Here is an 11,720-nt window from a genome sequence, read left to right on the forward strand (position 1 = left end):
GTGGCTACAGAACGGATCCGCCGAGCAGTACTGGTGGTTGCGCTGCTGAACTTGGCGTACTTCTTCGTTGAGTTTGTGGCGGCTGTTTCGATTGGGTCGGCGTCGTTGTTTGCGGATTCGGCGGACTTCCTGGAGGACACGGCGATTAACTTCCTGGTGTTCTTCGCGGTCGCTTGGTCTGCATCGCGGCGTCGTACGGCGGGTAGTGTGTTGGCGGCGTTGATTCTGATTCCGGCGGTCGCGGCGGTGGTGACCGTTGTTGCGAAGGTGCTGGACCCGGAGCCGCCATCGCCGGAGGGCCTTACGGGGGTCGCGGTTGGTGCGCTCGTGGTGAATGTCGTGTGCGCGGTGATTCTGCTGAGGCTACGGGACCAGGGGTCGTCGTTGGCGACGGGGGCGTGGCTGGCGGCGCGCAACGACGCGCTGGCGAACCTGCTCATCATTGCGGCCGGATTGCTGACGTTCGTGTGGTCCACCGCCTGGTTCGACATCATCGTTGGCGCCATCATCGCAGCGGTGAACTTCTCAGCTGCGAAGGAAGTTTGGGAGGCGTCCCGCGAGGAGTACGACACGGTGGAGGAAGCCTTCGCAGAGATGGATGACGACTAGCTCCACACCCCTGAGGCTCCTCGCCGGTGCGTGCCGACCAAGTTCGTGTCGATGATGCCGGTGGATTCCATGAGCGCGTACATCGTGACGGGGCCGACGAAGGTGAAGCCGCGCTTCTTCAGGTCACGCGCGAGGCGGCGTGACTCCTCAGACTGGGTTGGAACCTCCGCCATCGTGCGGGGTGTAGGTGTGGTTTCTGGCTGGTAGGACCAGATAAAGGTTGCAAGATCCGTGCCGGTTTCGCGCATTTCGCGGGTAGCGGCAGCGTTGGTGAGCACCGCCTGGAGTTTGCGCCGGTTGCGAATCAGGGAGGCGTCGTCAAGAAGGTGCTCGATTGAGTCCATCCGTGCGAGGACGTCGGGGTCGAACCCGTGGAAGGCTTCGCGTAGGGCGTCGCGCTTTTGCAGAATGAGCTTCCACGACAATCCGACTTGGAACCCCTCGAGGCAGAGGCGCTCGAGCATTCCGGCCTCGTCGCGGATGGGCATGCCCCATTCGGTGTCGTAGTAGTGGCGTAGGAGCGGATCGTGTGCGGCCCAGGGCGGGCGGCTGAGTCCGTCGTCGCCGGTGATTGGGAATTGTTGCTTCGTTTCTTTATCCATACGTAGTTTGACGTTTTTCTGTCTGGTTCGGTTCCTTGAGTACTCTAGTGTGCATGAACAGGCCAGCAGTTCGAGATTTTGCGCTCTTAGTCATCCGCGCGGTGCTCGGGATCGTGTTTGTTGCGCGTGGGTACCAGCGCTGGTTTGAGCTGGGAATGCGGCGCACTGCGGAGGACTTTGCGGCGATTGGGGTGCCTCAGCCGACGCTGTCGGCGTACCTGGCGGGATTCGTTGAGCTGGTTGGGGGAGCGTTCCTCGTCATTGGTCTGCTGACTACGATCGTCGCGTCGGTACTTGCATTGTTGGCGGTGGCGGCAACCTACTTCGTGCATTTGAGCAACGGTTTCTTCATTGCCGATGGCGGTATTGAATACACGATGGTGCTCGCCGCGGCGTTGTTCGTGGTCATCGTGTTCGGGCCGGGGCGCGCAAGCTTGGACGGGGTGCTCACACGTGATTAGCCATGACGAGATTCAGGCCTGCCTGTCCGCGCGGCTCGACGGGGAGCAACCATCGCTTGACGACGCCATCGTGGACGCCCACCTGGCGCAGTGCGAGGAGTGCGCCGCGTTTTGGGAGCAGGCGCTTTCCTTGTCGCAGACGGTGCGCTTTGCAGAGGTTGACGGCAATGTGGCTCCTCCGAGCGACCTCGCTGACGCGATCCTCGCCGGGGTCAACGACCCGTGGCACGCGATGATGCAGCGCCGCCAAGTCAACGTGATGATTGGCAGGGCCGCGCTGTGTGCGATCGCGGTGTGCTGGATTGTGTGGGCCATCGTTGGGGTCGTCGGTGTGGGCGAGGCGTTGGCGCAGACTCCCGAGGTCGCCGCAGCCACGCTGATGGGGGTTGCGGTCCGCTTCGGCGTGGGTTTGTCGTTGGGGCTCGCGTCCTGGAAACCTGCCCAGATTCCCGGCATTGTGCTGATCGTGGGGACGATGTTCACGTTTACCCTGGGGTTTGCGGTGCTTGATGCTGTGCAGCGTATCGGAGCAGTGGCACCGATGACGGTCATCGCTCCGGGAATCGCGTTGTTGGCGCTCGCCTGGACGTGGATCGCGGACAAAGGCGTGTCCATGCGCCGCGCGTGGCACTTGCTCAACGCAGACCCGTCCGGCCTCTAGCGAACTACTTCCAGCTCGGGAACCACATGAGGGACTCGTAGTAGCCGTCGGTGACGCGAAGGCCGTACAGGATCGGGCCCCAGTAGACGAAGCTTGCTGCCACAACGGCGAGGTAGACAACCACGATGATTTGGCCGGTGCGAATCGGGGCGCCCGTCAGTTTCACCAGCCACTTAGGTTCCCGTAGCGTGCCCTTCTTCGCGATGTTGCCGAGCGCCAGCGCGAGCAGCACTGCGGTAAACGGAATGAGCGCGGTGGCGTAGAAGAAGTACATCTGGCGGTCGAACGCCGCGAGCCACGGCAGGAAGCCTGCGGCGAAGCCGATGACTGGCACGATGACGCGGAAGTCGCGTCGGGTAATCCAGACCCACGCTGCCCACAGCAACACCGGGATGGTGAGCCACCAGATCGCCGGGGTGCCGAACAGCGAAATCATTTCGCGGCAGGTGTTGCCGTCGCCGCACTCGATGTCGGTGGAGGAGTAGTAGAGGATCGGGCGTGCTGCGACGAGCCACGCCCACGGCTTGGAGTCCCATGGGTGCGAGTGCCCGCTAGAGCTCGTGAGGGAGCCGTGGAACTCAAGCACGGAGAAGTGGTAGTACAGCCATCCAGCAGCGGCATCCGGCAGGTTGGCCAGCCATGGCCAGTCGGATCCTGCGATCGTGCCATCCGCCAGGGAGTGGCGGTACACAGAAGTCTCAGAGGCGAACCATGCGCGCCACGACCAGATATAGAGGAGCGCAGGCAGCAGCACGATCGAGGCGAGGGCGGAAGGTACGTCGCGCAACAGTGCGCCAGCCAGCGGCTTCTCGACGCCATAACGCTTTCGCAGCCACAGATCCCAAAACGCAGACATCAGGCCGTAGAACGCGATGTAATACAACCCCGACCACTTCACGCCCAGTGCGAGTCCGAGCAACACACCGGTAGCGAAGCGCCACCAGCGGAACCCGAGGCGCGGCCCGTACGGACCCGAGGACTGCACAGCACCTGACAGCCAGGCGTCGTGCCAACGCTGGTGTACCTGGCGCATGTCACCTGCGAGCGTCCACGCGGCGGCGACGATGAACAGCACCTGGAAGATGTCCAGCATGCCAAATTTGGCTGCGACCAGCAGGACGCCGTCGAAAAGCGCGATGACGCCTGCGATGGCTGCGATCGACGTCGACTGGCTCACGCGGCGAGCGAGCAGGAACGTGAACACGATTACTGCGGTACCAAAGAGCGCCGTCATGATGCGCCAACCCATCGGGGTGTAGCCGAAGACGGTTTCACCAAGCGCGAGGAGCTGCTTGCCCAGCGGCGGGTGCACCACCAGCCCATAACCGGGGTTGGACTCGATGCCGCCCAGCACTGGGTTAAAGGAGCTGCGCACCATGTCCCAGCCCTGCGGCACGTAGTGCTTCTCATCGAAGACCGGGGTGCCAGAAGACGTCGGCTGCACCAGCCCGAGGAAGCGCGTGAACAGCGCGAGGACCGTCAGTACCGCCAGCGTCACGGTGTCCCTGCGATGCCATGGCACACTGACTGGTGCTCCCGGCTGTGGCCTGCCAGGCTTCATCAACGCGGGCGTTGGCGACGCTTCACTCTGGACGGTATCGATGGGCGCATTGGTATTCACGTGAATGGATACTACTGTGTTCGCCGCATTATCTGTAGCTGCACCTAGTATCTATTGCATGGATAGTGCAGACACTCAAGCGACGTTGCAACACCAGTTTCCAACACGTGGGGTAGTGCTGGCCGCTACGCCGCTCGGCAATATTGATGACGCCTCGCAGCGGCTTCAGCACGCACTCGCGAACGCAGACGTGATTGCGGCGGAGGATACGCGGCGCACCCGCGCGCTAGCGGCAGCCTTGGGGGTGGAACCGCGTGGGAAGATCATCTCGAATTTTGACCACAACGAAGAGCAGCGGCGGGACGAGTTGCTCGTGGCTGCTCGCAATGGCGTTGTGCTCGTGGTGACGGACGCCGGCATGCCGATTGTGTCCGACCCCGGCCTTTCACTCGTTGCAGCGGCACACGATGCCGGCGTCCCCGTGACTTGCCTGCCTGGTCCCTCTGCTGTCACGACGGCGCTTGCGCTCTCGGGCCTGCATGTAGGGCACTTCATCTTCGATGGCTTTGCTCCACGCAAGGCAGGCGCGCGGGAAGCCTGGCTCAAGGAGCTTGTGCACCAACCGCGCGCCGTGTGCTTCTTCGAATCACCGCACCGACTGGCACAGACGCTTGCCGACGCCGCTTCGGTCCTCGGCCGCGATCGACGTGCAGCGGTGTGCCGCGAACTGACAAAAACGTACGAAGAAGTAAAGCGCGCAACCCTTGGTGAACTCGCCGAGTGGGCCAAGGACGGAGTGAGGGGAGAAGTCACCGTTGTCATCGAGGGCGGTGACGCCGCAACAGCGGAGCCCGAAGACCTCGTGGAACTAGTCTTAGAGCTGGTAAGCGGGGGTATGCGGATGAAGGATGCAGTGAAGACTATCGCGAAGCAGCACGGGGTGAAATCGGGCGAATTATATGACCTCGCTCAGGAAGCTCGCAGCGCGGAATAGTCAGACTTTTTGGCTGAAAATGGGCACTACGTGGACGAATTGGATTAGATATAGCAGCCGAATTCAGTTAACCTGCTAAAGCTTTCTTATTTTCTATGGAATTGAGGAGAATTTTTCATGTCTCAGGGAGACCTGACCCAGGATCCGCATGATCCTGATGCAGAAACTCGGAGTACTGAACAGATAAATTCCGATGAAACCGAAATTGCCGCACCGTCTGCGACGAGCGAGCTTGCCGAGCTCATCGTTGCAGAGCGGCGCGGGGAGCGTAAAGAATCGGTCGACGCAGAGGAGCAGGTTGAGCTTGCTGCGGAGGACGAGAACGCGAAGATTGACTGGAGCATCGTTGTTCCGCTTCTCGTCGTGGTGGCGGCCGTCGTCGCTTGGGGCCTGTTAGCAACAGATAGTTTCTCGAGCTTTGCTGATACGTCCTTCAGCTGGGTGATTAACAACCTTGGCTGGGCGTTCGTGCTCTTCGGCACGATTTTTGTGTTCTTTGTCTTGGTAATCGCGTTTTCGAACTTCGGTACGATCCGCCTGGGCAAGTCGGACGAACAACCGGAGTTTAGAACGTCGTCATGGATTGCGATGATGTTCGCGGCAGGCATGGGCATTGGTCTGATGTTCTACGGTGCGTCTGAGCCGCTGGCGATGTACCGCGATGGTGTCCCTGGCCACCAGCCACACGAAGTGGGCACTGCGCTCGCGCAGACAATGTTCCACTGGAGCCTGCACCCATGGGCGATTTACGCGATCTTGGGCCTTGCGATCGCGTACTCGACGTTCCGCCTCGGCCGCAAGCAACTGCTCTCTAGCGCCTTCATCCCGCTGATTGGTGAAAAGGGCGTGAACGGTTTCTGGGGCAAGCTCATTGATGGTTTTGCAATTTTTGCAACGATTTTCGGTACCGCATGTTCGCTGGGCTTGGGCGCGATGCAGATTAGCTCGGGCCTGAACGCTTCCGGCTTTGTGGATTCGCCGTCGACGAAGCTGACGGTCGGCATCGTGTCCGTCCTGACTCTTGCATTCCTGCTGTCCGCGATGTCGGGCGTCGGCAAGGGGATCCAGTGGCTGTCGAACTTCAATATGGCGATTGCTGCGTTGCTGGCTATTTTCGTGTTCGTCTTCGGCCCAACCGTCAGCACCCTGAACTTCTTGCCGACGGGCGTCGGCGCATACCTGTCCCAGTTCTTTGAGATGGCTGGCCGTACCGCTGAGAACCAGAACGGTGAAGCAGGAGACTTCCTGTCCGGTTGGACCATCTTCTACTGGGCATGGTGGATTTCCTGGTCACCATTCGTTGGTACCTTCCTGGCACGTATTTCCCGTGGCCGCACCATCCGCGAGTTCTGCCTCGGTGTCATGCTGATCCCGGCAGGCCGTGCCGGCCTCAACGTCGCGGGCGAAGACAACAGCGGGTGGGTCGGCGGAGCGGGCGTCGAAAAGTATGCTTGCGCCTGCTACCAGCAGTAACACGACGGCGATCGTGCGGCGCACTGTGACGGTGCGGTGGTAGCCGGGCATGCGGAGGTCGCGAAGGAATGAGGCGGGCTTCATGCGTCTTTAGACGCGGGTGTGGCCCGGAAGGTTCCCTAGAGTTGGAAAAATCCGCGGTCTGTCACGATTGCATCGACGGGCACATCGTGAGGTTGCGCTGGCAGCGTGTCGACGACTTCTTCGTCAAACACCACCGCAACAATAGGGATGCGGTGGTCGCGGACCTGCTCAAGCGCCCGGTCGTAATAGCCGGCGCCCTTACCCAAACGTTGCCCGCGGCGGTCCACGGCGAGCGCCGGGATCACCAGCGCAGCGCAACCTTTGAGCACTTCGCTGGAGAACCGGGAACCGACTGGCTCCGCGATGCCAAGCGCGCCCGGCTGCTGTTCTTCGGTGCACGCGGCCCATTGCAGCACACCGCCAGGAAGCGAAATCGGCAGCCACACCGTTCTTGCGTGTTGGGCGAGCTGCAGCGGGTAGTCAGCGGCAGCGGGTTCCGTGCGCAGCGGGTGGTAGGCGCTGATTTCACTGCCCACGGCGCCGAAGTGATCGAGAGCCTCGAGCGTGTGCTGGAGAATGCTGGCGTCGCGTTGACGCTTTTCGTCGGGTTTGCTGGCGAGGTGGCGTCGAAAAGTAGTGTGTGCTTCGCGGATAGTTTGCTTGGTGTGCAAGTGGGGGAGCCTCCTCACGAGTCGGAAACGGTAGTCGGGCCATACAGAGGTAAAGTAGATCTTTATGCGGAAGTCTAATGAAGAAACCTCCCAGCAGCCTGCGTCGCGTGGCGTGAAGACCGTCGTGGTGCCGGCAGCTGGCATGGGTACACGGTTTTTGCCAGCTACGAAGACTGTTCCTAAGGAACTCCTGCCCGTGGTGGATACACCCGGTATCGAGCTGATTGCCGAGGAAGCGGCAGAGCTCGGCGCTCGCCGATTGGTGATCGTGACAGCTCCGGCAAAAGAAGAAATCATGCGCCACTTCGGCGAGTTCGAACTGCTGCGCGAGACCCTCGCGGCGCGCGGGAAAGACGACCAAGTGAAGAAGGTCGCCCGCGCCGCGGACCTTATTAATGCAGTCGCCGTGACGCAGGAGAAGCCGTTGGGCCTTGGCCACGCGGTGAGCTGCGCGGAATCTGCCCTCGACGAAAACGAGGACGTTGTCGCCGTCATGCTGCCAGATGACCTTGTGCTTCCCACCGGCGTGATGGAGAAAATGGTGCGCACCCGCGAGAAGCTCGGCGGCTCCGTGCTGTGTGCGTTCAACGTGACGCCGGAGGAAGTCTTTAACTACGGCGTGTTTGATGTCGAAGACGTCGACGAGACTATTGAGGGCGTCGAGGTCAAGCGCGTGAAGGGCATGGTGGAAAAGCCGGCCGTGGAAGACGCGCCGTCGACGCTCGTGGCCACCGGACGCTACCTGCTTGACCGGGCAATTTTTGATGCGCTGCGTCGCATCACGCCGGGCAAGGGCGGGGAGCTGCAACTGACCGATGCGATCGAGCTGATGATCCAGGAAGGTCATCCAGTGCACATCGTGGTGCACCACGGCAAGCGCCACGATTTGGGCAACCCGGGCGGCTACATTCCCGCTAATGTGGACTTTGGTTTGCACGACCCGAAGTACGGACCTGCACTGTACACGGCACTCAAGCAGATCATGAACGACTTTGAGGCCGAACACCCCGAACTCACGGGTGATGAACAACGCTAACGAAGGCGTAGAAAGAGGCGTGGCTGATGCGCGGTGTTGATGAGCAGCTTGCCATAATTGGCGACGCAATCCGGACCCCCGAGCCGATCCGAGTGGGGATCGACGACGCGCTGGGGCTGATGTGCGCCGAGGAAGTCGTAGCGACACGCGCGCTGCCCGGCTTTTCGCAAGCAGCCATCGACGGCTACGCCGTCCGCGCGGTCGACGTCGGAGGATCCGCAGGCCTGCGGGTGAAGCCGCGCCAGGCGGAAGAAGACGGCGAGCCGGAGCGCGATTCGCGCCCACGCACCAACGCCGATCGTGCTCTACCCGTGGTGGGGGAGGTTCCCGCCGGTTCCCAGAAGCCGTTGCGCCTGCAGCCACGCCAAGCGGTGCGGGTTGCAACAGGTGCCCCGCTTCCCACACTTGCCGACGCCGTGTTGCCACTGGAATGGAGCGACCGGGGCACCAAGCGGGTTACGCCGCAACGCCCAGTTGCAAGTGGCGAGTTCGTACGCAAGCCGGGGGCTGATATCCAGCCAGGCGACATCGCAGTGCGCCCCCGCACGGTCCTCGGACCTGCACAAATTGGGCTGCTAGCCGCTGCTGGGCGCACAAAAGTACTGGTGTATCCCCGGCCGAGGGTCACCGTGCTGAGTTTCGGCATGGAACTCGTTGACATCGAACGAGAGCCAGGCTTGGGCCAAGTTATCGACGTCGCCTCCTACGTCGTTTCCGCTGCCGCCGAAGAAGCGGGTGCAGATGTACACCGTGCCGGCATCATGAACGCTGAACCGCGGAAAATGCGGGAAATCCTGGCTGGCTACATTGGGCGCAGCGAGATGATAGTGATCACCGGCGCGGTTGGTGGTTCAGGCGCGCAGACACTCCAAGAAGTGCTGCATGACCTCGGGGAAATCGACACCACTCGAGTGGCCATGCACCCCGGGTCCGTCCAGGGTTTCGGCACGCTGGGTGAGGAACATGTGCCGGTCTTCCTGCTGCCGTCCAATCCGACGGCCGCGCTCGTGATCGCCGAAACCATCGTGCGACCGGCAATCCGCCAAGCGCTGGGCAAGCAGTCTTGGCAGCGCCCGGTGGTTCGCGCACGCTCGATGCGGGCAATTACCTCGCAGCCGGGGCGGCGTGGTTACATCCGTGCACGCCTCATGCGAGACACGGAGACCGGCGACTACTTAGTCGAAGGCCTCGGCGGTGCCGGTGGCGAAACCTCCCACCTCTTCGCAGGCTTCGCGGAAGCCAACGCCATGATTCGCCTGCCGGAGTCCACCGCGGAGATCCGCCCAGGCGACGTGGTGGACGTCGAATTCCTCCAGCAGCGGGGATAGACGTTGGGCCTGCTGCGAAGGATTGAAACTTGGCTGCACGGACCCACACCTGGTTGGCCCGAACGCACCCCGTTCGTCAGACTTCCGAGTGGAGAAACCGTCACGCTGCGGCCCCTGCGCTTGCAGGATGGCGGGGAATGGTGCCGTACCCGCCTGCTCGACCAGCAGTGGTTGCAGCCGGTAGAACCAACGATCCATTCCACATGGGAAGCTGCTCACACCAAGAGCGCTTGGGCGGGGCAGTGGACGATGCTCAAAGAAATGGCTGCAGATGGCACCGTCGTACCGATGGTGATAGAGGTCGACGGCCACTTTGCCGGCCAACTGACCCTCGGCGGTATTCAGCGCGGAACCGTCGACGAGTGCTGGATCGGCTACTGGGTGCACAGCCCGTATCAAGGGCGCGGCGTCGCCACGGCCGCGTGCGCCTTGGGCGTTGACCACACCTTTGCGCGGGTGGGCCTGCACCGCGTGACTGCGACGTACCTTCCAGACAACCCGGCCAGCGGCCACGTCCTGCAGACCGTGGGTTTCCGCGAAGAAGGATTCATGCGGGGAAACATTCATATCGACGGCCGTTGGCGCGACCACTACTTCGTCGCAATGACCGAAGATGACTACCCGACCACGGCCGTAGACAGGCTGCGGCGTTCCGGCCGAATTCGATGACGCGGCCCCGGCGTGGCTCGGGCCGGAAGAGCGGATTGCTCGCTACCGTTAAAGGTCAGTTTCGAGGGTAGTTTTAGGAAGGTGGCTTCGCTGTATGGGTAGCCCGAGCTTGATCATTATCTTGATGATCGTCGTGTGGGTCATCGTGCTGGCACCACTCGTATTTGGCAACAACAAACCAATTCGCCGCTCCGGCGAAGGGTACGACGAGACGAGGGTCCTGCACACCGGTGGTACGGAACCCATGGAGGTTCGTCGCCGCCCACGCGTGACCGCTGCGGACGTGCACCTGCACGACGAAGACACTGCGGACGTGGAACTCGTCGAAGCCGTCGAACACGAGCCAGCTGCCAGCGAAGTGCTCATCGATGACAGTGCGGTCATCCGAAACTTCTTCTCGAAGAACCAGGAAGACGCTGGCTCCGAAGAAGATACCGACTCAAACGTTATTGAGGGAGAGGTCATCGAAGCGGAGCCAGTCGAGGATGCGGCAGTTGAAGCGGAGTCCGCTGAGGCTGAGACTGAGTCCGCCGATGAAGTGGATGAGGCTTCAGACGATTCTTCAGGCGACGCCGATGCGGTAGCACTCGAGGCTGCGGAGGATTCGGAGGCCTCGGCAGCAGAATCCGAAAGCATCCCCGACTCGTACTACTCCGCAGCGGACTTCGGATACGACACTGGCGTGACGGCAGAGATGGACGCCGAAGAGCTCACTGCCGAGGAACCTGAGGACGACCAGGACGGTCCAGATGCAGAGGTCGCAGTCACCGACGAAGATCTCGCGTTCGCAGAGGCCCGCCGCGGCCGTGGCGGCTGGGACCCAGACCGTGCACGCCGGGCACGCGAAGACCGCTTTATGCGCCGTCAGCGCACCTTCCTGGGCCTCATCATCGCCTGTGTGGTCACGTTTGTGATTGCGTTCGTGGCAGGCGGCTGGACATGGATCCTGCCTGCGGCCTCCGTCGCCCTGACCGCCTGGTTCATGGTTGTGCTGCGCAGCGTCGTCCGTCAGGAGCGCGCGCTGCATCGCCGACGCATGCGCCAGCTGCGTCGCGCGCGCCTCGGCGTCGCCACTGCAGATTCGACGCACCCCAGGCAGGAGTGGCCGCGTCGATACGGAGAATCCGTAGCACTCGACCTTGACGACGCCCACCCCGACTTCACCGACCTCCCCGAAGCATCCTCCGCAATCTTCGAGGACCACACGGATTCTCCCCACTACCCATACGGCGAGGACGACAACCGCGCCCCACGGGCGAGCTAAATCGCCTGGGTAACCAGACGATTTAGCATCAGCGGAGAAGAGGAGTAACGTCTTCTCCAGCGAGGGGCTATAGCTCAGTTGGTAGAGCGTCGCGTTCGCAATGCGAAGGTCAGGGGTTCGATTCCCCTTAGCTCCACAATTCCGTAAAACCCCAGGTCGTTGGTGGCCTGGGGTTTTGTTGTGTTTGTGCTGGCTCCAAATTCCGGGTTTTTCGGCAAGCGGGCTGGCAAAAGCCCAGGTCGCATGATTGGGCTAGTGGATTGCGGTGCCCAGCCAACGTTCAGGAACGTTTAGAACAGAGCAACCAACCTCGCTAGAGTGCTACAGGAATGCTACGCGCAAGACAGTTGAAGAAAAGGAGAACCTC

At 61.8% G+C, this 11,720-nt stretch carries 11 protein-coding genes, 1 tRNA gene and 1 pseudogene; 10 read left to right on the forward strand and 3 right to left on the reverse strand.

What is annotated here, in order from left to right:
* A complete protein-coding gene (locus ACXIUA_RS08430; RefSeq protein WP_457976561.1) occupies positions 1–609 on the forward strand; it encodes a cation transporter in 609 nt (202 codons plus the stop codon).
* Here ACXIUA_RS08430 and ACXIUA_RS08435 read toward each other — a convergent pair.
* On the reverse strand, positions 606–1,211 hold the full coding sequence (locus tag ACXIUA_RS08435; RefSeq protein ID WP_457976562.1) for a DNA-3-methyladenine glycosylase I: 606 nt from the start codon (positions 1,209–1,211) through the stop codon (positions 606–608). The genes ACXIUA_RS08430 and ACXIUA_RS08435 overlap by 4 nt on opposite strands.
* Before the next feature lie 53 nt (positions 1,212–1,264).
* Between ACXIUA_RS08435 and ACXIUA_RS08440 the strand changes: the two genes are divergently transcribed.
* Both ACXIUA_RS08440 and ACXIUA_RS08445 read left to right on the forward strand, forming a co-directional pair.
* Positions 1,265–1,672 carry a DoxX family protein gene (locus ACXIUA_RS08440; RefSeq protein ID WP_070976133.1) on the forward strand — a complete coding sequence of 136 codons (408 nt, stop codon included), beginning with the start codon at positions 1,265–1,267 and terminating at the stop codon, positions 1,670–1,672.
* Positions 1,665–2,333, forward strand: a complete 669-nt coding sequence (locus ACXIUA_RS08445) for a zf-HC2 domain-containing protein (protein WP_457976563.1) — start codon at positions 1,665–1,667, stop codon at positions 2,331–2,333. Before ACXIUA_RS08440 ends, ACXIUA_RS08445 begins: the two co-directional genes overlap by 8 nt.
* Before the next feature lie 4 nt (positions 2,334–2,337).
* Here the strand turns inward: ACXIUA_RS08445 and ACXIUA_RS08450 are convergent, their stop codons facing one another.
* Positions 2,338–3,894 (reverse strand): dolichyl-phosphate-mannose--protein mannosyltransferase, encoded by a 1,557-nt coding sequence (locus tag ACXIUA_RS08450; RefSeq protein WP_457976565.1) that lies wholly within the window; start codon positions 3,892–3,894, stop codon positions 2,338–2,340.
* Between the two features lie 118 nt (positions 3,895–4,012).
* Between ACXIUA_RS08450 and rsmI the strand changes: the two genes are divergently transcribed.
* Both rsmI and ACXIUA_RS08460 read left to right on the forward strand, forming a co-directional pair.
* On the forward strand, positions 4,013–4,888 hold the full coding sequence (gene rsmI, locus ACXIUA_RS08455) for a 16S rRNA (cytidine(1402)-2'-O)-methyltransferase (protein ID WP_070479269.1): 876 nt from the start codon (positions 4,013–4,015) through the stop codon (positions 4,886–4,888).
* A 117-nt stretch (positions 4,889–5,005) separates the two neighbouring features.
* Positions 5,006–6,265: pseudogene (locus tag ACXIUA_RS08460) on the forward strand (BCCT family transporter); the annotation flags it as partial.
* A 215-nt stretch (positions 6,266–6,480) separates the two neighbouring features.
* Here the strand turns inward: ACXIUA_RS08460 and ACXIUA_RS08465 are convergent.
* Positions 6,481–7,056 (reverse strand): 5-formyltetrahydrofolate cyclo-ligase, encoded by a 576-nt coding sequence (locus ACXIUA_RS08465; RefSeq protein WP_070479252.1) that lies wholly within the window; start codon positions 7,054–7,056, stop codon positions 6,481–6,483.
* 64 nt (positions 7,057–7,120) lie between these two features.
* On the opposite strand from ACXIUA_RS08465, the gene ACXIUA_RS08470 reads away from it, so the two are divergent.
* The 5 genes from ACXIUA_RS08470 to ACXIUA_RS08490 all read left to right on the forward strand — a co-directional run bounded on the left by ACXIUA_RS08470 (position 7,121) and on the right by ACXIUA_RS08490 (position 11,489).
* Complete coding sequence (locus ACXIUA_RS08470) at positions 7,121–8,092, forward strand: UTP--glucose-1-phosphate uridylyltransferase (protein ID WP_070362819.1); 972 nt, start codon at positions 7,121–7,123, stop codon at positions 8,090–8,092.
* 26 nt (positions 8,093–8,118) lie between these two features.
* Positions 8,119–9,420: a molybdotransferase-like divisome protein Glp gene (gene glp, locus ACXIUA_RS08475; RefSeq protein ID WP_256041773.1), complete on the forward strand. Its 1,302-nt coding sequence runs from the start codon at positions 8,119–8,121 to the stop codon at positions 9,418–9,420.
* A 3-nt stretch (positions 9,421–9,423) separates the two neighbouring features.
* Positions 9,424–10,089 (forward strand): GNAT family N-acetyltransferase, encoded by a 666-nt coding sequence (locus ACXIUA_RS08480; RefSeq protein WP_336621661.1) that lies wholly within the window; start codon positions 9,424–9,426, stop codon positions 10,087–10,089.
* A gap of 94 nt (positions 10,090–10,183) precedes the next feature.
* Positions 10,184–11,353, forward strand: coding sequence for a divisome protein SepX/GlpR (gene sepX, locus ACXIUA_RS08485; protein WP_457976564.1), 1,170 nt, complete (start codon positions 10,184–10,186; stop codon positions 11,351–11,353).
* Positions 11,354–11,416: 63 nt separating this feature from the next.
* Positions 11,417–11,489, forward strand: a tRNA-Ala gene (locus tag ACXIUA_RS08490).
* The last annotated feature ends 231 nt before the right edge of the window (positions 11,490–11,720 follow it).

This window comes from Corynebacterium sp. UMB8791 (genome assembly GCF_054166365.1).

What these genes read in the sequence shown, in the direction of transcription:
- ACXIUA_RS08470 (WP_070362819.1), top strand. Translation starts at nt 7,121, where the DNA reads ATGCGGAAGTCTAATGAAGAAACCTCCCAGCAGCCTGCGTCGCGTGGC.
- ACXIUA_RS08450 (WP_457976565.1), bottom strand. Translation starts at nt 3,894, where the DNA reads ATGAAGCCTGGCAGGCCACAGCCGGGAGCACCAGTCAGTGTGCCATGG.
- ACXIUA_RS08435 (WP_457976562.1), bottom strand. Translation starts at nt 1,211, where the DNA reads ATGGATAAAGAAACGAAGCAACAATTCCCAATCACCGGCGACGACGGA.
- glp (WP_256041773.1), top strand. Translation starts at nt 8,119, where the DNA reads ATGCGCGGTGTTGATGAGCAGCTTGCCATAATTGGCGACGCAATCCGG.
- ACXIUA_RS08440 (WP_070976133.1), top strand. Translation starts at nt 1,265, where the DNA reads ATGAACAGGCCAGCAGTTCGAGATTTTGCGCTCTTAGTCATCCGCGCG.
- sepX (WP_457976564.1), top strand. Translation starts at nt 10,184, where the DNA reads ATGGGTAGCCCGAGCTTGATCATTATCTTGATGATCGTCGTGTGGGTC.
- rsmI (WP_070479269.1), top strand. Translation starts at nt 4,013, where the DNA reads ATGGATAGTGCAGACACTCAAGCGACGTTGCAACACCAGTTTCCAACA.